Below are 20,675 nucleotides of genomic sequence, written 5' to 3'. Positions count from 1 at the left end.
GGTGAAACATCGCAGACAAGATCCGAAGCATCCGAAGCTGAAGGAGGACCGCCATGCTGGACAAACTCGACAAGGAATTTGCCTTCGGCCGCGAAGCGCTGGATGTGCGCGCGTACCGGCAGGAGTTGCTGTCGTCGAATATTGCGAACGCCGACACCCCGGGCTACAAGGCGCGCGACGTCGATTTCTCCAGCGCCCTCGCAGGCGCGCTGAAAAAGACTGGCGCGACGGCGGACCCGACAGCTTCCGGCACGGCGCAGCTCCAAATGGCGCAGCCGGTAACCGTCTCGGCTGGCGCCGGGCTCGCGACGACATCGGCGGGACATATGTCCGGCAATACGACGCTCACAGCAAGCGGTGGCAGCACCGACGACTACGGCCGTCTCGCGTACCGGATTCCGAGCCAGCCGGCGCTGGACGGCAACACCGTCGACATGGATTCGGAGCGGGTCCAGTTCGCGGACAACGCGCTGCATTACGAAGCCGGCATGACCGTTCTGTCGGGGCAGATCAAGACGATGCTCTCGGCGATCACGTCGAACTGACCGCCCCCAGCGCCTAACAGGCAAGCCACGAGGAGAAGCAATGCCCTCTTTACTGAACATCTTCAACGTAGCCGGTTCGGCGATGTCCGCCCAGGCGCAGCGCCTGAACGTGACCGCCTCGAACCTGGCGAACGCGGACAGCACGACGGGCCCGGACGGCCAGCCGTACAAGGCGAAGCAGGTGGTGTTCGCCGTCGATCCGCTCGGCGGCGCGCGCACGGCGTCCGGCCAGCAAGTGGGCGGCGTGCAGGTGACGGGCGTGATCGACGACCCGACGCCGATGAAAACCAGCTACGACCCGAGCAATCCCGCAGCAAACACGGACGGCTACGTGACCATGCCGAACGTCGATCCCGTGCAGGAAATGGTCAACATGATTTCGGCGTCTCGTTCGTATCAGGCGAATGTGGAAACGCTCAATACCGCCAAGCAGCTGATGCTTAAGACCCTGACGATCGGAACCTGAGGACAATCCCGTGACAACCAACACTACGATCGGCAACACCGGCACGACGATGTCGCAGACGTTGCTCAACACCATGAACGGCACGACGAGCTCGTCGAGTTCATCGGCGGCGAGTTCGAGCTCCAGCGCGACCGGCGGTCAGTCGGCATCGGACCTGCAGAACACATTCCTGACCTTGCTCGTCACGCAGCTCAAGAACCAGGACCCGACCAACCCGGCCGACAGCTCGCAGATGACTTCGCAACTCGCGCAGATCAGCACGGTGTCGGGTATCGGCCAGCTCAACACATCGCTGAGCTCGCTCGCGACGCAGTTGTCGGCAGGACAGTCGGCACAGGCTGCGTCGCTGATCGGTGCGACCGTGCTCGCCCCGGGCAACACCATCACCGTGAGCGGCGGCAAGGCCACCAGCTTCGGCGCGCAGACGGCGAACGCGCTCGGCGACATGACGGTGAGTGTCACGAACAGCGCCGGCCAGGTGGTGCAGACGATCGACCTCGGGCCGCAGTCCGCGGGCGTGGTGCCGATCACAGGCTGGACGCCAACTGACAAGACCGGCGCGACACTTCCCGACGGCACCTACACCATTTCGGCGGCAGGCACGATCAACGGCGCAGCAGCTACGGCGACCGCGCTGTCCGCTTCGACCGTGCAGAGCGTGGTGCAGCAGGGCGACGGCACGACGGGTGTCATGCTTTCAACTGGCAAGTCGGTTCCGTTGACCAGCATCGCATCGATTCTCTAAGCCCTTATTCATTAGCTCACTCTTCTAGAAGCGGAGACCGTCATGGGTTACCAACAAGGTTTATCTGGTTTGTCCGGCGCGTCGAACGACCTCGATGTGATCGGCAACAACATTGCCAACGCGAACACCGTCGGCTTCAAACAAGGCCAGGCGCAGTTCGCCGATATGTACGCGAACTCGGTGGCCACCGCCGTGAACAACCAGATCGGCATCGGTTCGCAGATGTCGGAAGTGCAGCAGCAGTTCGGCCAAGGCACGATCACCACGACGAGCCAGGCGCTGGATGTCGCGATCAACGGCAATGGCTTTTTCCAGATGTCGGCTAATGGCGCGACCGTCTACTCGCGCAATGGCGTTTTCAACCTCGCGTCCAACGGCACGATCGTCAACGCCCAGGGCCAGACGCTGATGGGTTATGCAGCCAATGCGCAGGGCATCATCAGCAGCGCGTCGACGGTGCCGCTTGTCGTGCCGAACTCGAATCTGCCGCCGTCGGCCACGAAGAACGTGAGTTTTGCGTTCAACCTGAACTCGCAGGCCACCGTGCCGAGCGCAACGCCGTTCAACGCGACCGACTCGACCACCTACAACGCCACCAGCTCGATCAACGTCAACGACTCGCTCGGCGGCACGCATGCCGTGAACGTGTATTTCGTCAAGCAGTCGACGGGATCGTGGGAGGCGTATGCCACCACCGGCACGGCCAACACGCCGGTCACCGGAACCGCGACCGGCACGGCCGGCGATCTCGGCAAGGTCACGTTCGACTCATCGGGCAACCTAATTCCGACGCCGCCCGCCACCGCCATTGCGCCGTTCGCCTTTTCGATTCCGGATGCCGCGTCCAACGTCGCCGGGGCCGTGCAGACGATGTCGATGTCATTCGCCGGCACAACCCAGTACGGCGCGACGACGGGCCTCGTGAGCAGCAGCCAGGACGGCTATTCATCGAGCGAACTGGCCGGCTTTTCGGTCAACACGGACGGCACGCTGACGGGCACGTACACGAACGGCAAGACGCAAGCGCTCGGTCAGATCGCGCTGGCTACGTTCGCGAACCAGAACGGCTTGCAGAACCTCGGCGGCAACAACTTCCAGCAGACCGCGGCATCGGGCGTGGCGCAGGTGTCGGTGCCCGGTTCGACCAACCACGGTTCGCTGCAAGGCGGCGCGGTGGAAAACTCGAACGTCGACCTGACCAACTCGCTCGTGGACCTGATCACGGCGCAGCGCAATTACCAGGCGAACGCGCAGACCATCAAGACGCAGCAAGCCGTCGACCAGACGCTCATCAACCTGTAAGCGCCGCCGCAGGCCGGGCACAAGAGAGTCACACATGGATCGACTGATCTATACCGCGATGAGCGGCGCCGCGCAGGCGCTCGAGCAGCAGAGCGTCACAGCGAACAACCTCGCGAACGCGTCGACGACGGGGTTTCGTGCGCAGCTTTCCGCGTTTCGACAAGTGCCGATGAATTTCGAGGGCAACGCGGCCGGGGACGCAAGCACACGCACCTTCGTGCTGTCGTCCACGCCGAGCGCCGATTACACGCCCGGTCCGATCCAGCAGACCGGCAATCCGCTCGATGTCGCCATCCAGGGTCCGGGCTGGCTTTCGGTGCAGACGGCCGACGGCTCGGAGGCGTACACGCGCGCCGGCAATCTGCATGTCGATGCCAACGGCCAGCTGGTGACGGCGAACAACCTGCCGGTGCTCGGCAATAGCGGCCCGATGTCCATTCCGCCCGGCGCGGCGGTCACGATCGGCAAGGACGGCACGGTGAACGCGCTGATTCCGGGCGACCCGCCGACAGCGATCGCAACCGTTGACCAGTTAAAGCTCGTCAATCCCGATGCGACGACCATGGCGCGCGGCGACGACGGTCTGTTTCGCACCGCAGACGGCCAGCCCGCCGACGCCGATCCCGCGGTGGCGGTGGCCCCGGCGTCGCTGGAAGGCAGTAACGTGAATGCGGTGTCCGCGATGGTCGACATGATCACCAACGCCCGCCAGTTCCAGATGCAGACCAAGTTGCTCGATTCGGCGAACCAGAACGATCAGTCGGCTAACAAGCTGCTCGACTTCAGTTAATCCGCAGCTCACAGGATAAAAACCATGAACCGCTCTCTTTACATCGCCGCGACCGGCATGAATGCACAGCAGTCGCAGATGGACGTGATCTCGAACAATCTCGCCAACGTCGCCACGAACGGCTTCAAAGGTTCGCGCGCGGTGTTCGAGGACTTGCTGTATCAGACGGTCCGCCAGCCGGGCGCGAACTCGACGCAGCAGACCGAACTGGCATCGGGCAGCCAGATCGGCACCGGCGTGCAACAGGTCGCAACCGAGCGCCTCTACACGCAGGGCAATCTGCAGCAGACCGGTAACTCGAAGGACGTCGCCATCAACGGCAACGGCTTTTTCCAGGTGACGATGCCCGACGGCACGACGGCCTACACCCGCGACGGTTCGTTCCAGACCAATGCGCAAGGCCAGATGGTCACGTCGAGCGGTTATCCGGTGAGCCCGGCCATCACGATCCCCACGACCGCGACCGGCATGACGATCGGCTCGGACGGCACGGTCACGGTCACGCAGCAGGGCAGCGCGGCCAACACCACCGTAGGCCAGTTGCAACTCGCGACCTTCATCAACCCAGCCGGCCTCGACGCGCGCGGTGAGAACCTGTTCGCGGAAACTGCTTCGTCCGGGAACGCCAACGTCGTGACGCCGGGCCTGAACGGCGCGGGCCAGTTGCAACAGGGTTACGTGGAGTCGTCGAATGTGAACGTGGTCCAGGAGCTGGTGAACATGATCCAGACCCAGCGCGCCTATGAAATCAACAGCAAGGCGGTGACCACGTCGGATCAGATGCTGCAAACGCTGAGCCAGATGCAGGTTTAAGCGGTATCGCCCGCATCAGCGGCGTCATTGCCGAAGGATCACGAAGATGTCATCACTTATCTCACGTACTCGCAGCGCGTCGGTGCTGGCGCTGGTCGCGCTGGCGGCCTGCGCGCTCGTGCCCAGAGAGCCGATCACCCAGCAGCCGATGACCGCGCGGCCGCCGGCGGCGCCGCTCAATTCGGCGTCGCCTGGCGCGATCTACAACGCGGGCTACGCGGGACGGCCGCTGTTCGAGGACCAGCGTCCGCGCAATACCGGCGACATCATCACCATCGTGATCGCGGAAAACGTCAATGCGACGAAGTCGTCGGCGGCGGCGGCGGCGCGCAACGCCAGCGAGGCGTTCGCCGTGCCGGTCACGCCAGGCATCTTCGGCGGCCTCTTCCACAACACCAACCTGAGCGCCAGCGGCTCAAGCGGCTTTAATGGCACAGGCGGCGCGAGCGCGGCCAATACCTTCAACGGCACGCTGACAGTCACTGTCACTGGTGTCCTGCCCAACGGCAACCTGGAAGTGAGCGGCGAGAAGCAGATGCTTATCAACCAGGGCAACGAATTCGTGCGCTTCTCGGGCGTCGTCAATCCGACCACCATCTCCGGCACCAACACGGTCTTTTCCACCCAGGTGGCGGACGCGAAGATCGAATACTCGGCGAAGGGCTATATCGACGAGGCGCAAAACATGGGCTGGCTCCAGCGCTTCTTTCTCAACCTGGCGCCTTTCTGATCATGAAACTCGTTCTTCGCTTCGTTCTCTTTGCGCTGGCGCTCGCTGCTGCACTTCCGCAGGCCGCGCAGGCGGAGCGCCTCAAGGACCTGGTCTCGTTCCAGGGCGTGCGTGACAATCCGCTGATCGGCTACGGCCTCATAGTGGGTCTCGACGGCACCGGCGACCAGACCACCCAGACGCCGTTCACCACGCAAAGCTTGGTGAACATGCTCGGCAACCTCGGCATTACGCTGAATTCGTCGACCACGCAGAACATGCAGTTGAAAAACGTCGCGGCCGTGATGGTGACGGCCGTGCTGCCGCCGTTCGCGCGGCCGGGTGAAGCCATCGACGTGACGGTGTCGTCGCTGGGCAATGCCAAGAGCCTGCGCGGCGGCACGTTGCTGATGGCGCCGCTCAAAGGCGCCGACGGCCAGGTCTACGCCATGGCGCAGGGCAATCTCGCGGTCGGCGGCGCGGGCGCGAGCGCCAACGGCAGCCGGGTCCAGGTCAACCAGCTCGCGGTGGGCCGCATTCCGTCTGGCGCGATCGTCGAACGGGCTGTGCCTGCTGCCGTGACGCAAGCCGGCGGCGTGATGACGATGGAACTCAACACCCTGGACTTCGACACCGCGCAGAAGATCGTTGCGGCGGTGAACAACGATTTCGGCACGGGCACGGCGATGGCGCTCGACGGCCGCACGATCCAGTTGCGCGCCCCGACGGATCCGTCCCAAGTGGTCTCGTTCATGGCGCAATTGCAGAATATCGACGTCAGGCCGTCGCAGGCCGCAGCCAAGGTGATCGTCAACGCGCGCACGGGTTCCATCGTGATGAACCAGATGGTCACGCTGCAGAACTGCGCGGTTGCACACGGCAATCTGTCGGTGGTGATCAACACGCAGACGGCCGTGAGCCAGCCGGGTCCGTTCTCGAACGGCCAGACCGTGGCCGCGCGGCAGTCGAGCATCCAGATGAAGCAGGACTCGGGCGCGCTCAAGACGGTCGCGGCAAGCGCGACGCTCGCGGACGTCGTCAAGGCGTTGAATGCCCTCGGCGCGACGCCGGCGGATTTGATTTCGATTCTGCAATCGATGAAAGCGGCGGGTGCGTTGCGCGCCGATCTCGAAGTTATCTAAAGGCGACAAGGCCATGAACACAAACGGGACCGGTACCGCAAACAACGCACTGTCATTGACGAACACGGCGGACACGAACAGCGGCCTGAATTCGCTGTCGAACCGGTTTGCGCTCGACGTGCAGGGTTTTGACGCCATGCGCGCCCAGGCCAACGCCGCACCACAGCAGGGTTTGAAGGCGGCGGCCAAGCAGTTCGACGCAGTGTTCACGCAGATGATGCTCAAAAGCATGCGAGAGGCCACGCCGTCCGACAGTCCCTTCGATTCGCACGACAGCGCGACTTTCACGTCGATGCTCGATCAGCAGCTCGCGCAGAACGTGGGCGCGAAGGGCATTGGCGTAGCCGACATGATGCTCAAGCAGCTCATGCGCAACGCTGGCGCCACCACCTCGGCGGACGGAGCGGGCGCGAGCGGCGACAGCAGCGCGAATGCCGGCAACATGGCCGCGATGAACGCAATGGCGAAGGCCTATGCCAACGCGGCAGGGTCGTCGGCGTCGTCGAAAGCTTCGCTCAGCGGCAGCGGCTATAGCGCCGACAGCGCGCTGACGCCGCCCGCGCGCGGTGTCGGCTCGGACAAGGTCGCCTCGTTCGTCGACCGTCTGGCCGCGCCCGCGCAGGCCGCCAGCTCGGCGACCGGGATCCCGGCGCGGTTTATCATCGGCCAGGCGGCGCTCGAGTCCGGCTGGGGCAAACGGGAGATCAAGAACAGCGACGGCAGCTCGACCCACAACGTGTTTGGCATCAAGGCGACCAGCGACTGGACCGGCAAGACCGTAAGCGCGGTAACTACGGAGTACGTGCACGGCAAAGCGCAGAAAGTGGTGGAAAAATTCCGCTCCTACGACTCGTACGAAGACGCGCTCACCGACTACGCCAGCGTGCTCAAGAGCAATCCGCGCTACGCGCCGGTCGTGGAAGCCTCACGCGACGCCGCCGGTTTTGCGCACGGCATGCAGAAAGCGGGCTACGCAACCGACCCGCAATACGCTAAAAAGTTGATTTCGATCATGCGGCACATTGCTTGAGCGAGTGCGAGCCGGCGCACCTTTTGCTGCATCTAATTTAGGTAAACAAAACGTATTACGAGTAATGTGTCAAAAGCGACGGGGCCAATGTCGCAATAAAAGAAGATGCAGGCTGACGGCGAGGAACGGGCGCATGGTGCGCCCGGAAGGCAGCCGGCCGGGCCGCATCGAAACGGAGAGAAAGTGCTGGTTCGTTTCTATTTGCGCGCTTTGCGAACGTTTTCGGCCGCCAGATGCGACGTTAGGGATGTTTTTTTACAGTCAACCCTAAATATTTCAGCCTGGTTGCCGCTAAATGGAACACCGAAGTGCCGGATCCGCAGGGTCCGGTTGGACGCTCGAAAAGTCCTGCGGACGCAGACGCGAGCGAGCAAACGAACACGGCTAGCCTTATGAACATGAATCAGTCGAACGGTCCCGACATCGCAGACGACGAGTCCGAGCTTCCCGATTTCGGCCGGCGCAATCCGCTGGAGATCGGTGTTTCCCTACGCAACCTTGTTAATCGGGCCGATTTCCTGACTGTCGATCATGGCCAGGGGCAGATCGTTACCCGCCTGCTCGACGTGAAGCCGGCCGCGCGTACGTTTGTCTTCGATTGGGGTGGCATCCCCGAGCAGAACCACGCCATGCTCAGGTCGGAAAACCTGATGTTTCACGCGAGTCCTGATGGGATTCGCGTCGAATTCGCCACCGGCACGCCGCGTGAAATCGTTTTCGACGGTCGCCCGGCATTTGAAGCGGACTTTCCGCCGGTGCTGTTCTACATGCAGCGTCGCGAGTATTTCCGCGTGGAAGCGCCGGTGCTCGATCCGTACATTTGCAGTGGCGAACTGCCGAACGGCGAGCGTTTTCGCTTTGAAGTGAACGACCTGTCGCTGGGCGGCGTTGCGCTGCGAACCATGGACGAGCGGGTTGCATCCATGGAAGTCGGCTTGATCCTGCAGTCCGTGGAGTTGCATTTCAGCAATCCCGGCAAGGTGGTGCTCGATTTGCAGCTGATGTCGAATCGCAAGACGGTGAATTCGAAGGGCGATCTGCGCTACACGCTCGGCTTCAAATTCATGAGCCTGCCGGGGTCGGCGGAAAACACGCTGCAGCGGTTGATTACGCAACTGGAGATAAAGCGCCGCTCCCTGGCGCGGTGAAGTAAATGGCGGCGGCAAGCTCCGCGCTTGCCTGTGCTTCCGCCCACGCCTCTGCATCCAACCTCTTCCATCCGGCGAACTGACGCCCAATCCCCTCGTTGCTTCACCGATTGCCCCGATTAACCCCGGTGAATAATCCGTCATGGCGCAGTGCGCCCGCGGGTGTTATCGGAGGCGGTACTACGCACGCGCTGATTCGCCGCGCCGGGATTCAACTTTTTCTGCAATCGGCCGATATACACCCGTTGTCGTCAAACAATGGCGGCCCGGGCTTCATGCCTTTACCAGGATTCCTTGCATGTCCCTATTCGATATTGGCGTGAGTGGTCTCAATTCAGCCCAATGGGGATTGACCACCACCGGACAGAACATCAGCAACGCCGCCACGCCGGGTTACACCCAGGAGAAGCCGGTGTACCAGGAGGCGTCGGGGCAATACACGACCTCGGGCTACATGGGGTCCGGGGTCAATACGGCGACCGTCTCGCGTTCGTACAGCGACTTCCTGACCAAGGCGCTCAATAGCGCGCAGTCCAACAGCAGTTCGCTGAACACCTACTATTCGATGTTGTCGCAGCTGAACAACCTCGTCGGCGATCCGACGACGGGTATCGGCGCGGGCATCACCAGCTATTTCACCAGCCTGCAGTCGGTGGCGAACAACCCCGGCACGACGTCCACGCGGCAGTCGCTGATGAGCAGCGCCCAATCGCTCGCCAACCAGGTGAACGCCGCCGCCACGACGTACAACCAGCTGCGCACCGGCGTCAACCAGCAGCTCACCAGCGCGGTCACGCAGATCAACAGCTACACCAATCAGATCGCCACGCTGAATGGCCAGATTGCCTCCGCGAGCTCGCAAGGTCAGCCGCCGAACCAACTGCTCGATGCACGCGATCAGGCGGTAGCGAATCTGAGCCAGCTGACGAGCGTGCACGTCAACACCGTCGACGGTGCTTATAACGTTTCTATCGGCACGGGCCAGCCGCTGGTCTCGGGCACGACGGCTTATCAACTGCAAGCGGTGACGTCGACCTCGGACCCGAGCGAGTTGTCGATTGCGTATGCATCGCCTAATGGCACCCCGCTCACGCCTGCGACCACCCAGTACTTGCCGGACTCCACCTTCGGCGGCGGCTCGGTGGGCGGTTTGCTCGCGTTCCGCAGCCAGTCGCTCGATCCCGCGCAGGCGCAGCTCGGCTCGCTCGCGACCAGCTTCGCCGCGCAAATGAACCAGCAAAACTCGCTGGGCATCGACCTGAATGGCAATCCGGGCACGGCGCTGTTTTCGGTCGGCAGCCCGACCGTCTACTCGAATTCGCGCAACACGGGCAATGCCCAGCTGAGCGTATCGATTGCCAATCCGACCCAGGCCCCCAGCGGCAACTACACGTTGTCCTACAACGGGACGAGTTACACGGTCACCGACCGCGCGAGCGGCGCGGCACTCGGCACGCTCACGCCCACGGCGGCCGGCGTGGCCAGCGGCACGGTGGCGGGGCTGAATATCTCGGTGGCGAGCGGCGCCATGAACGCCGGCGATTCGTTCACCATCGAGCCGACGAGCGGCTCGCTCGGGAACTTCTCGCTCGCTACCACGAATCCGACCGCGATTGCGGCGGCTTCCCCGGCGGTGGCATCGGCGGGAGCCAGCAATGCCGGAACCGCGAACATCTCGGCGGCGACCGTGGCCGCGGGTTATTCAATCCCGAGCAGCATGACGCTGACGTACAACGCGACCACCCAGCAAATGACGTCGAACGTGGCCGTCACGCTGCCGAGCAGTACGGTTGTTCCGGCGGGTACGCCGTTCGCCTACAACCCGGCCCTAGGTCTTACCGTGTCCAACGGCACGGGCGTCAGCGCGACGATCAGCGGCACGCCGGCAAGCAACGACACGTTCACGATCGCGGCGAACACGGGCGGCACGAGCGACGGCAGCAACGCACTTGCGATGGCGAACCTCGGCTCGGTGAAGTCGCTGAACGGCGGCACGGATTCGTTGACGAGCGCGTACGCGAACTACGTCAACCAGATCGGCAACGAGACCAACAATCTCCAGAGTTCGAGTACGTCGGCGACCGCGGTGCTGACTCAGGCGACATCGGCGCAACAGTCGGTGTCGGGCGTGAACCTGAATGAAGAAGCGGCCAACCTGATTCAGTACCAGCAGTTGTACCAGGCCAACAGCAAGGTCATCCAGACCGCTTCCACGCTGTTCTCGACGCTGCTCGGCATTTTCAACTGAGGTTTTCACGATGCGCATCTCCAGCTCGCAGTACTTCACGTTGAACGTCGAGACGATGAACAATCAGCAGGCATCGCTCGCCAACATGTACGCACAGATCTCATCGGGCAAGGCCCTGCAGACCGCCGCCGACAATCCGCTCGGCGCGGCGCAGGCCGTGGCCCTCAGCTCGCAAGCGGCCAACCTCGCGCAATACACGACCAACCAGTCGTCCGCGATGACCTCGCTGCAGCAGGAAGACTCCACGCTCACCAGCGTGACGAACGTGATGCAGAGCATCCAGTCGCTGGTAGTGAACGCCGGCAACGGCACGCTCAACGACACCGACCGCACCTCGCTCGCGACCCAGCTCCAGGGTTATCGCAGCACCTTGATGACGCTCGCCAACACCACCGACAGCAACGGCAACTACATCTTCGCCGGCTTTCAGGGCGGCTCGAAGCCATTCAGCGACAACCCCTCGGGCGTTGGCGCGAGCTACTCGGGCGGTCCCGGCCAACGAGTGGTGCAGATTTCCGATACCCGCACGATCAACGTAGCCGATCCGGGTTCGGCGATCTTCCAAAGCGTGTCGTCGAACGAAAGCAGCCCGGTTTCGTCGGGGGCGTCGGCGAATACGGGGTCCGGCACGATCAGTCCGGTCAGTGTGACCAACAGCAGCGATCCCGCCAACGCGTCGACCTACACCATCACTTTCGGGACCACGACCACCGGTACGCCTCCCACGACCACGACCTTCAGCTCGTACTCGGTTACGGCCCTGGATCCGACAACGGGCACGACCACGACGGTGACGCCGCCGACGGCCTATACGGCCGGGGGCAACATCACGGTCGGCTCGCAGACCGTGGCTATTTCCGGCACGCCGGCACCGGGCGATACGTTTACCGTGGCGCCGGCGAACACCGGCAACACCAGCGACACGGACATTTTCACGACGCTCGATTCGCTGGTGAACGCGCTGAAGCAGCCCGCCGAGAGCACGGCTGCACAGGCGACGTTGCAAAACGCGCTGACCACGGCGGGAACGAAGATCAGCAACACGTACAACAACGTGCTGACGACGCAGACGGCAGTTGGCGGCCGCTCGCAGGAAGTGACGGCGACGCAGACCGCGACGCAGACGACGTCGACGCAGACAGCCAGCAACCTGTCGGATCTGGTCAGCGTCAATTTGCCCAGCGCGATCAGCCAGTACGAGATGACGCAGAACTCGCTGCAGGCCGCGCAGCAGGCGTTTGCACAGATTCAAAAAATGTCACTGTTCAACTATTTGACGGGTTGATCGCCGGGGGGCAAGCAGGGAAGGAATTGATGTGGGTTGTAGGATGTGTTTTGGGCCGCCCGGCTTAAGGGCGGCCCTTTTTATTGGACGATGCGGATGCGCCCAAGAACCGACCTCTGGCCGCATGCGGAGATTAGCCGTCTTATTCACCGCTTTTTATGCGGTGAATAAATCACCCTTTGCGGCGATGACGCTCATGATCACCGCATGAAACGCGGAGAATGGACTTACATCTGGGAACATCCGGACTGGCCGGTCTGGCGCTATGAGCTGTCGGTCATCGCCGGGCCGCTGGCCGCGGTCAGCCGCGCCCAGGGTTTGCTGCTCGGCCGCCTCGCCGACGTCGGCATGACCCTGCGCAATCAGGCGAGTCTGGCCGCGCTCACCGAGGACGTGCTCAAGACCAGCGAGATCGAGGGTGAACGGCTCAATGCCGATTCAGTTCGATCGTCTATTGCGCGCCGGCTCGGCGTGGATATCGGGGCGCTTGCGCCGGTCGACCGGCATGTGGAAGGTGTGGTTGAAATGGTGCTCGACGCAACTGCGCATTGCAACGCACCGCTGACCGGGGAGCGCTTGTTCGGGTGGCACGCGGCTCTGTTTCCGACCGGCTTCAGCGCTATGTCGCGGATCCAGACCGGCGCATGGCGTAACGACACGCATGGCCCCATGCAGGTTATATCCGGCCCCGTCGGCCGTCAGCGTGTTCATTTCGAGGCACCGCCCGCCGACCGTCTCGACGCCGAGACAACGCGGTTTCTCGAGTGGGTCAATCACGACTCCAACCCGTCTCCGGTTCTCAAGGCAGGGCTGGCGCATCTGTGGTTCGTCACGCTGCATCCGTTCGACGACAGCAACGGCCGTATCGCCCGGGCGGTGGGCGATTTGCTGCTCGCCCGCGCCGATGGCAGTCCGCAGCGTTTCTACAGCCTGTCGGCGCAGATCCAGTCGGAACGCCACGGTTACTACGACATCCTGGAGCGCACGCAGCGCGGATCGCTCGATGTGACCGCGTGGCTTGCCTGGTTCCTCGACGCGCTCCATCGTGCTGTGGACAACGCCCAGCACACCGTGAACGCGGTGCTGGTCAAGACGCGTTTCTGGCAACGCTGGGCCGCTGCGCCGTTCAACGAGCGGCAGATCAAGCTGCTGAACCGGCTGCTGGATGGTTTCGACGGCAAGCTGACCACCAGCAAGTGGGCAGCGATCGCGACGTGTTCGCCCGATACCGCCTTGCGCGACATCGGCGAACTGGTGGCGCTTGGGGTTCTGCGGAGGTCAGTATCGGGTGGACGCAGCACCGCGTACGAGCTGGCTGATTGACTGGTGCCGCCGACAGCTACATCGCCGCCGCGACGCGCCCCATCTGGTCGATACCATTCTCGAAGACGCGCTGAAAGAACGGGATCAGGTTGGGGATCATCAGCTGGATCAGCAGGAAGCCGACCAGCATGGTGACCGGAAAGCCTACCTGGAAGATCCCGATCTGCGGCGCCGCGCGATTCAGGATCCCGAGCGACAGGTTGGCAATCAGCAAGGCGGCCACCACCGGCAGCGACAGCAGCAAGCCCGTCGAAAACACGCTCACGCCATACGCCGCGATCGTCTGCCAGCCGCGTGCATGCACGGCCGCACCCAGCACGTTCGCGCTCACCGGCACGTTTTGAAACGTCTGCACGAGGGCGCTGATCATTTGCAGATGGCCGTCGAAGACGAGGAACGCGAGCATCGCGATGGTGTTCAGATACCGCGATATCACCACCGAATTCCCGCCTTGACGCGGGTCGTAAAGCATCGCAAAACCGAGCCCCATTTGCATGCCGATAAACTCGCCCGCGGCATCGATAGTGGCGAACGCAATCTGCATCGTCATGCCGAGCGCAGCGCCGATCAGGAACTGATTGACGATGATCAGCACGCCATCGGCGGAAAACACGGTCACTTGCGGCACCACGCCGATAGTCGGCGCCACGATCAGTGCCATGAACCCCGCGAGCGCCACTTTGACGCGGATCGGAATGGCCTGGTGGCCGAGCATCGGCGCGGTCGCAATCAACGCGAGAATGCGTGTGAACGGCCAGAGGAACGACGTCAGCCAGACATTGAGCTGCGCGTAAGTGACGGAGAACATCGTCAGCCGGTGATGGCGGGCGTGATGGTGAAAACGTGGCGCATGTAATCGAGCAGCGTTTCCAGCATCCACGGCCCGGCGATCACAAGCGTGAGCGCCACCGCGAGCAATTTCGGAATGAACGAGAGCGTGCTTTCGTTGATCTGCGTGGCGGCCTGGAACAAGCTCACCACCAGGCCGACTACCAGCGCAACGAGCAGCAGCGGAGCCGCGAGCAACAGCGCCACGTACATGGCCTGGTGCGCGATCGACATGACGGATTCGGGTGTCATCGTGTAGGTCTCAGTCTCTGCTCTAGGATACGAAGCTCTGCGCCAGCGAGCCGATCAGCAACTGCCAGCCGTCGACGAGCACAAACAGCATCAGTTTGAACGGCAGCGAGATGGTGGACGGCGACACCATCATCATGCCCATCGACATCAGCACGCTCGCCACCACCATGTCGATGATGAGAAACGGAATGAAGATGGTGAAACCGATCTGGAAGCCGGTCTTGAGCTCGCTCGTCACGAACGACGGCACCAGCAACGAGAGAGGCACGTCTTCGGGACCGTTCATCGGCGCCGCTTTCGAGATCCGGGCGAACAGCGCGAGATCGGCTTCGCGGGTCTGGCGCAGCATGAACTGCTTGAATGGCGCGACGCCGCGCGTCATGGCCTGGTCCATCGTGATCGTGCCGTCGGAGAACGGCTTGTACGCGTCGTTATAGGCACGATCAAGCACAGGCGACATCACGAACAGCGAGAGAAACAGTGCGAGCCCGACGAGCACCTGGTTGGGCGGCGTGCTGGTCGTGCCAAGCGCCTGCCGCAACAGCGACAACACAATGATGATGCGCGTGAAGCTCGTCATCATCAGCACCATGGCCGGCAGGAACGACAGCATGGTGAGCAGCAGCATCGTCTGGACGCTGAGCGAATACGTCGTGCCGCCGTTCGGGCCAGGGCTGGTGTTGAACGCGGGAAGTCCTGCGGTGCTTTGGGCGAAAGCGGTGTAGGGAAGGGCGGCGATCAGGACAGGTACCAACAGCTTCACCAGTCTTACGCACTGCGCAAAAAAACGAGCCTGCATTACTTGCTCCCGCCTGCGAACTTTTGCAGACGTTTGGTCGCTTCACCGGCGAGGGCATCGCGAAAACGTTGACCGAAAGTGCCTTGCAGTGCCTGGCCCTCGGGCGTAGCGCCGGCTTCCACGCCGTTGAGTTCCACCGATCCCGCCGGCATGGTGTGCAGCAGCCGCACGTTGCCGGGCGCCGCGCCGAGCACGAGCCATGTATCGCCGATCTCCACCACCGAGACGCGCTCCTTGTTTCCAAGGGATGCGCCGCCAATCACCTTCACCAGGCCCGTGCGTTTGCTGCCTGCCACGCCAAACTTGCGCGCGAGCCACGCGCAGCCGAACACGAACGCGATCACGATCGCCAGTCCGAGCAGCGTCTGCAGCACCGCGCCTACGCCGAGCGACGGCACGGCCGTGCCCGCGCCGACACCCGATGCAATCTGCGCCGCGTGATTGACGGCGTTCATGTCGGCGGCGTGCGCGCTCAATGCTGCGGCGAGCGTCGTGAAAGCGACGGCCAAGCGTTTCATCGATTCAACTTCCTGATGCGTTCGGACGGCGTGATGATGTCGGTGAGGCGGATACCGAACTTGTCGTTGACCACCACCACTTCGCCCTGCGCGATCAGGCAGCCGTTCACCAGCACGTCCATCGGTTCGCCGGCGAGACCGTCGAGCTCCACCACCGAACCCTGCGCCAGTTGCAGCAGGTTGCGGATCGCGATCTTGGTGCGCCCGAGTTCCACCGTCATCTGCACGGGGATATCGAGGATCATGTCGATGTCATTACGCGTCGATGGCGCTTCGACTTTCGACAAGGGCTGGAACAATCCCGCCGATGACCCCGCTGCCGGCGTTTCATTGCCGTTCTGCTCGGCCAGCGCGCTCGCCCAGTCGTCCATGCCGAAGTCCTCGCCCTTGAGCGGATTGGACGGCAGCGTGCCCGGTTCAGTTACGTCACTCATATCCACCTTCCTTCATCGTGTCGGTTGCGCTGATCATCTTCTGGACGCGCAACGCGTATTGACCATTGAAAATTCCGTAGCCGCATTCCATCACTGGCACGCCGTCCACTTTTGCCGTGACCATTTCCGGCACATCGATGGGCAGGACATCGCCCGCTCGCATGTTTAGAATCTTTTCGAAGGTCGTGCCGATCTCCGCCAGATCCACCGTGAGCTCCACTTCGGCCGCCTGCACTTGCTGCGACAACACGCGAATCCAGCGGCGATCCACTTCGAGCGCTTCGCCTTGAATGGGCGAGGAGAGGATGTCGCGGATCGGTTCGATCATCGAATACGGCATGCAGATGTGCAGCGTGCCGCCGGTCGTGCCGAATTCGATAGAGAACTGGGTGACGATCACGATCTCGTTCGGCGTGGCCACGTTTGCGAATTGCGTGTGCATTTCCGAGCGCACGTATTCGAAGTTGAGCGAACGCACGCTTTTCCACGACGCCGCGTAGTGTTCGAAAACGAGGTTCAGCAGCTTGCTGATGATGCGCTGCTCGGTCTGCGTGAACTCGCGGCCTTCCACGCGCGTGTGGAAACGGCCGTCGCCGCCGAAGAGGTTGTCGACGACAAAGAACACCAGGTTCGGATCGAACACGAACAGCGACGTGCCGCGCAAGGGCTTCACGTGAACCAGGTTCAGGTTCGTCGGGATCGGCAGGTTGCGGGTGAACTCGCTGTACTTCTGCACCTTCACCGGACCGACGGAGATTTCCGCCGAACGCCGCATGAAGTTGAAGATGCCCACGCGCAAGAGGCGCGCGAAGCGGTCGTTGATGATTTCCAGGCCGGGCATCCGGCCCCGGACGATGCGTTCCTGCGTCGCGAGGTTGTAAGGGCGTACGCCGTGATGGCGCGTGTCGTCCGCGACTGCGTCGACTTCCCCGGTGACGCCCTTGAGCAGGGCATCCACCTCCTCCTGCGACATGAACTCTTCGTGGCCCATGAGTGTTCCTTGGTTCCTGTACCCGGTTGCTTGGTGCTGGCGTCGGCGGTCGCGTTAGCGTTTGCGGCTTAAGGCGAGGTTTGTCGCGCCGATTATTGAACGACGAATTCCGTGAACAAGACTTCCTGCACATGCGCTGGATTGTCAGCCGTGCCGCCCGTCTTTTGGACCGTCTCCAACAGCTCTTTCGCGAGCTCACGCTTGCCGTCGATTCCCGCCAGATCGTCCGGCCGCTTCGCCGAGAGCAACATCAGAATGTGGCTGCGAACCTCGGGCATGCGCTCGGTCAGCGCGGCTTGCGCTTTCTGATCCGACAGCTTGAGCGTCAAGCCGATCCGCAGGTAATGCATGGCGTCGTCGGATTGAAGGTTGACCGTCATCGACTCCAGCGGGAAAAACACCGGCGGTGCGGCAGGGGCAGCTTTCGCCGGCTCATGCGAAGCGGATCTGTGCAGGTAGTAGTAAGCACCAGCCCCGCCGGCGCCCAGCAAAACGATAAGGCCCGCCGCGATCAATAAGGTGCGCTTCAGCCTGCCGCCCTTCACGGTGACGATGGGTTGTTGAGTTGCGGTGGTGCTTGCCATGATTGCGGACCTCTTTCTGTAGCCTGAATTGTTGGCGAAAGTGAGGCTCCGTGATGGCTCGAACAGAAGGGGTTATTAGGGCTAACTCGTGAGTTTGGGTTTTGCTCGCGCCGGTGCACGGGTTGGGTTTGCTTGCGCTTGCTGGGTGGAATTTGCTCTTGGCGGGGGTATACAGGCGAGATTTTTTGCCGGCGGCCGATGGGAGGCGGTGCCAGGCGGGTGGTGGCGGGTTGGCGCTTTCGGCCTTAGTGGTCTGCGTGAGTTAGCGGATTTTTTTATCACTGTTAGCCACTGTGCGTGGCAGCACGTCATTTCTTTGCAAACGCGCAAAGAAACGAAGCAAAGAAACGCGTTTCCAACCATCGGTAAGTGAGTGTCCCTAGCGTGCAGACCCCAGTTTTTGGCACCTGATAGCACGGTGCTCGCCAGACTCGATAATGTCTGAAACCCTCCTTCTCGCGAATCCCGACACGAACACGCTTCGACACCAACGCTCTCGGGCAAGCACCATGTCCCGCGAACCAACACCGCCCCCTACCCCTACTTCATGGGGCCGGCGGCCATGCCTTCTCATACGGTCACTTACGTTTACGCTTTGAGTAGCGCGCCCGCTCAAGCAAACGTATCCACCAATCCAACCTGGCGACGCACCGGCACGCTGACGGTGTTCATCGAATCAATACTTCCTGCATCGGCTTCGCCACGGCCGCCTCTACCCGCATTCGACGACGCTCCGCCATCCTGCTGCCCCGACTGCCGTCCCGCGAAACCGTCGCTGACGCTGGCGCTGCCCAAACCAATTCCGCTCGCCTGCATCGCTTCACGCAAAGTCGGTAACGCCGCTTCCACCGCCGCCCGAACCTGCTCATGGGTCGAAACAAACAACGCATGCGCATGGTTGTCCGTGACCTGCAACACCACCTGCAATGGCCCCAAATCCTTCGGATTCAACGTCAGTTCAGCACTCTGCTGATGTCCGTTCGACAGGAACACCACCTTCTGACTGAACGCTTCATCCCAGCCACTCGACCCGACATGCGGCGCAATCGCAGCGCTGCTGGCAGCCGTCGCCGCGCTCTGTGCCGGAGCACTGCCCGCCGTCGCCATCGCCGCTTGGAACGAACCTGAGTGCGCCGCCGCGTCGGCGGTGGCTTTGTAGGCAGCACTGCCGTCATCGGCTTGCGTCGATGCAGCAAGCGCTGTGGCATCGGCAGCTTGCTGAGCTGCGGGCGCCGCGCCAGTTGGCGGCGTCATCGACGCAGCGCTTCTGCCATCGCCCGCGAATGCAGTCAGCGGGATCGCGCGGCCCGCTGTCTGGGAATTACCGATGCCGCCCGCAGCAGCGTTCGCGCCATTGGCCACGTTTGCGCTACTTGCGGTATTTGCGACATTTGCCACTACGGCTGCAGCCGCAGCTGCCGCATCGGGTGACAGCGTCGCAGGGCTCTGCGTATTCGCTAACTGGGCAAGCGCAGCTTGCAATGCGTCCGCGGCCGTCTTGGCATCGCTGGACTTGTTCTTCGGGTTGGTGGCGTCGGCGGAAGACGTCGCGTTCGCAGCTTCCGCATTCATCGCCGCAGTCGCCGGGTCGCTAGCCGCCGCAGCGGGATCGGCCGCTATGCCGGCACGGGCTTTCAACATCGCCGCGTTGTTCGCCGCAGCGATCGCAGCAGCCGTCGTCGCAGCGGCATCCGGCTGCGCCTTCGCCGCGTCGGCCTGGGTCGCCTGGGCCGACTTATCCGCAGCGGCGGTGTTATCCATCGATGACTGCGATGACGCCGCCGCCGTAGCCGATGCCTGCGCCTGATCGGCTGTCGACGCCGCCGAAGACGAAGACGAGGACGCCGCGGAAGACGCGGAAGACGCAGAAGATGAAGACGCCGCCGATGCCTGCGTCTGATCCGCTGCTGCCTGCGTCTGATCCGCACTGGCAGCCTGATCCGCCGTCGCTTTAGCCTGGACAGTTGAAGTATCGTCGGGCTTGGGCGCGTCGTGAACGCTGCCTTGCCCCGCCGACGCCGCCGCAGCAGCCTTCGCCGCCTGAGCCTGCGCTTGCACCCGCGCTTGAGCGGCTGCGTCGTCGTTCGCCTTGGTGGTTATGCTTTGTAGCGTCGATTCAAACGATGCCGTGGAGTCATCGCGTGCGGACATTACGGCCGCGTTCCGGGACTGGGCGGCCGTGAGGCTGAGCAGCATACTGGCAGAATTAACGGACGACATACGTGACCCCTTGTATCGTGTATGCGATAAAGATCGCTAAAAACTTCATGCCTTTTCGGCGCGCATCCGCAGGATCTTGGAGGCGTGCTCATCGGAATCGCGCTGTTCGATCCGCGCCTCTTGCTTCGCCTTCACAGCCTCGCCGCGCGCGGCCAGCACTTCATAAGAACCCAGCTTCTGCTTGCGCTGCTGCCATTCCGGTTTCGCCGCTTCCAGCCGCTGGTTCGCGGTGACGAGCAACACCCGCTGCTGGTTGATGGCGGAATCGAGGGTATCGACGAATGCCTGGAAATTGCGCAGCGTCTGAGCAGTCGTGCCTTCCTGCGCCGACGCCGTAAAGCGCGCGTGATACTCGTCGCGATACGTCACCAGCGAGTTCAACTGCATCTCGACCTCGTCGCGCTCCTGCTGGAGCTTGCCGAGCTTTTTCGTCGTGGCTTCCAGCTCTTCTTGCGCGAGGTTGATCAATGTATTGATCGGCAGATGGTTGGACATGGACGTCA

22 protein-coding genes are annotated in these 20,675 nt (G+C 62.7%); 13 read left to right on the top strand and 9 right to left on the bottom strand.

The window, feature by feature from the left end; all coding sequences use genetic code 11:
- Positions 1-53 precede the first annotated feature (53 nt).
- From flgB to M0D69_RS29330, 13 genes are all read left to right on the top strand, one after another.
- A complete protein-coding gene (gene flgB / locus M0D69_RS29390; protein ID WP_301785372.1) occupies positions 54-545 on the top strand; it encodes a flagellar basal body rod protein FlgB in 492 nt (163 codons plus the stop codon).
- A gap of 40 nt (positions 546-585) precedes the next feature.
- Positions 586-1,011: a flagellar basal body rod protein FlgC gene (flgC, locus tag M0D69_RS29385; protein WP_301785371.1), complete on the top strand. Its 426-nt coding sequence runs from the start codon at positions 586-588 to the stop codon at positions 1,009-1,011.
- A gap of 10 nt (positions 1,012-1,021) precedes the next feature.
- Entirely contained in the window at positions 1,022-1,756 is a 735-nt protein-coding gene (locus tag M0D69_RS29380) for a flagellar hook assembly protein FlgD (protein ID WP_301785370.1), read from the top strand.
- Between the two features lie 42 nt (positions 1,757-1,798).
- Entirely contained in the window at positions 1,799-3,058 is a 1,260-nt protein-coding gene (gene flgE, locus M0D69_RS29375; RefSeq protein WP_301785369.1) for a flagellar hook protein FlgE, read from the top strand.
- A 34-nt stretch (positions 3,059-3,092) separates the two neighbouring features.
- Positions 3,093-3,848, top strand: a complete 756-nt coding sequence (gene flgF, locus M0D69_RS29370; RefSeq protein WP_301785368.1) for a flagellar basal-body rod protein FlgF — start codon at positions 3,093-3,095, stop codon at positions 3,846-3,848.
- Positions 3,849-3,872: 24 nt separating this feature from the next.
- A complete protein-coding gene (gene flgG, locus M0D69_RS29365) occupies positions 3,873-4,661 on the top strand; it encodes a flagellar basal-body rod protein FlgG (protein WP_301785366.1) in 789 nt (262 codons plus the stop codon).
- A gap of 46 nt (positions 4,662-4,707) precedes the next feature.
- Positions 4,708-5,391 carry a flagellar basal body L-ring protein FlgH gene (locus tag M0D69_RS29360; protein WP_301785365.1) on the top strand — a complete coding sequence of 228 codons (684 nt, stop codon included), beginning with the start codon at positions 4,708-4,710 and terminating at the stop codon, positions 5,389-5,391.
- A 2-nt stretch (positions 5,392-5,393) separates the two neighbouring features.
- Positions 5,394-6,512, top strand: a complete 1,119-nt coding sequence (locus M0D69_RS29355) for a flagellar basal body P-ring protein FlgI (protein ID WP_301785364.1) — start codon at positions 5,394-5,396, stop codon at positions 6,510-6,512.
- Between the two features lie 13 nt (positions 6,513-6,525).
- Positions 6,526-7,542, top strand: coding sequence for a flagellar assembly peptidoglycan hydrolase FlgJ (gene flgJ, locus M0D69_RS29350; RefSeq protein ID WP_301785363.1), 1,017 nt, complete (start codon positions 6,526-6,528; stop codon positions 7,540-7,542).
- A 392-nt stretch (positions 7,543-7,934) separates the two neighbouring features.
- The gene (locus M0D69_RS29345) at positions 7,935-8,690 is read left to right on the top strand and encodes a flagellar brake protein (RefSeq protein ID WP_301785362.1); all 756 of its coding nucleotides are present in this window, start codon (positions 7,935-7,937) and stop codon (positions 8,688-8,690) included.
- Positions 8,691-8,988: 298 nt separating this feature from the next.
- Complete coding sequence (flgK, locus tag M0D69_RS29340; protein WP_301785361.1) at positions 8,989-10,938, top strand: flagellar hook-associated protein FlgK; 1,950 nt, start codon at positions 8,989-8,991, stop codon at positions 10,936-10,938.
- A 10-nt stretch (positions 10,939-10,948) separates the two neighbouring features.
- On the top strand, positions 10,949-12,223 hold the full coding sequence (gene flgL, locus M0D69_RS29335; protein WP_301785360.1) for a flagellar hook-associated protein FlgL: 1,275 nt from the start codon (positions 10,949-10,951) through the stop codon (positions 12,221-12,223).
- Between the two features lie 207 nt (positions 12,224-12,430).
- Positions 12,431-13,546 (top strand): Fic family protein, encoded by a 1,116-nt coding sequence (locus M0D69_RS29330; protein WP_301785359.1) that lies wholly within the window; start codon positions 12,431-12,433, stop codon positions 13,544-13,546.
- Positions 13,547-13,562: 16 nt separating this feature from the next.
- Here the strand turns inward: M0D69_RS29330 and fliR are convergent, their stop codons facing one another.
- The 9 genes from fliR to fliJ form a co-directional block, all read right to left on the bottom strand.
- Positions 13,563-14,354: a flagellar biosynthetic protein FliR gene (gene fliR, locus M0D69_RS29325; RefSeq protein WP_301785358.1), complete on the bottom strand. Its 792-nt coding sequence runs from the start codon at positions 14,352-14,354 to the stop codon at positions 13,563-13,565.
- Positions 14,355-14,356: 2 nt separating this feature from the next.
- Positions 14,357-14,626: a flagellar biosynthesis protein FliQ gene (gene fliQ / locus M0D69_RS29320; protein ID WP_062084878.1), complete on the bottom strand. Its 270-nt coding sequence runs from the start codon at positions 14,624-14,626 to the stop codon at positions 14,357-14,359.
- A 22-nt stretch (positions 14,627-14,648) separates the two neighbouring features.
- Entirely contained in the window at positions 14,649-15,425 is a 777-nt protein-coding gene (gene fliP / locus M0D69_RS29315) for a flagellar type III secretion system pore protein FliP (protein WP_301785357.1), read from the bottom strand.
- The gene (fliO, locus tag M0D69_RS29310; protein WP_301785356.1) at positions 15,425-15,943 is read right to left on the bottom strand and encodes a flagellar biosynthetic protein FliO; all 519 of its coding nucleotides are present in this window, start codon (positions 15,941-15,943) and stop codon (positions 15,425-15,427) included. Before fliO ends, fliP begins: the two co-directional genes overlap by 1 nt.
- Positions 15,940-16,377 carry a flagellar motor switch protein FliN gene (gene fliN, locus M0D69_RS29305; protein WP_301785355.1) on the bottom strand — a complete coding sequence of 146 codons (438 nt, stop codon included), beginning with the start codon at positions 16,375-16,377 and terminating at the stop codon, positions 15,940-15,942. The genes fliO and fliN overlap by 4 nt, the downstream gene beginning before the upstream one ends.
- Positions 16,370-17,368: a flagellar motor switch protein FliM gene (fliM, locus tag M0D69_RS29300; RefSeq protein ID WP_301785354.1), complete on the bottom strand. Its 999-nt coding sequence runs from the start codon at positions 17,366-17,368 to the stop codon at positions 16,370-16,372. The genes fliN and fliM overlap by 8 nt, the downstream gene beginning before the upstream one ends.
- Before the next feature lie 92 nt (positions 17,369-17,460).
- Complete coding sequence (gene fliL, locus M0D69_RS29295) at positions 17,461-17,952, bottom strand: flagellar basal body-associated protein FliL (protein ID WP_301785353.1); 492 nt, start codon at positions 17,950-17,952, stop codon at positions 17,461-17,463.
- A 612-nt stretch (positions 17,953-18,564) separates the two neighbouring features.
- The gene (locus tag M0D69_RS29290) at positions 18,565-20,103 is read right to left on the bottom strand and encodes a flagellar hook-length control protein FliK (protein ID WP_301785352.1); all 1,539 of its coding nucleotides are present in this window, start codon (positions 20,101-20,103) and stop codon (positions 18,565-18,567) included.
- Positions 20,104-20,217: 114 nt separating this feature from the next.
- Positions 20,218-20,667, bottom strand: a complete 450-nt coding sequence (gene fliJ / locus M0D69_RS29285; protein ID WP_301785351.1) for a flagellar export protein FliJ — start codon at positions 20,665-20,667, stop codon at positions 20,218-20,220.
- Between the last annotated feature and the right edge of the window lie 8 nt (positions 20,668-20,675).

The organism is Caballeronia sp. SEWSISQ10-4 2 (genome assembly GCF_030464885.1).
In the GTDB taxonomy this organism is placed as follows: Bacteria; Pseudomonadota; Gammaproteobacteria; order Burkholderiales; family Burkholderiaceae; genus Caballeronia.
The sequence above is the reverse complement of the archived record's forward strand: the minus strand, read 5'-3'. Positions and strand labels throughout refer to the sequence as shown.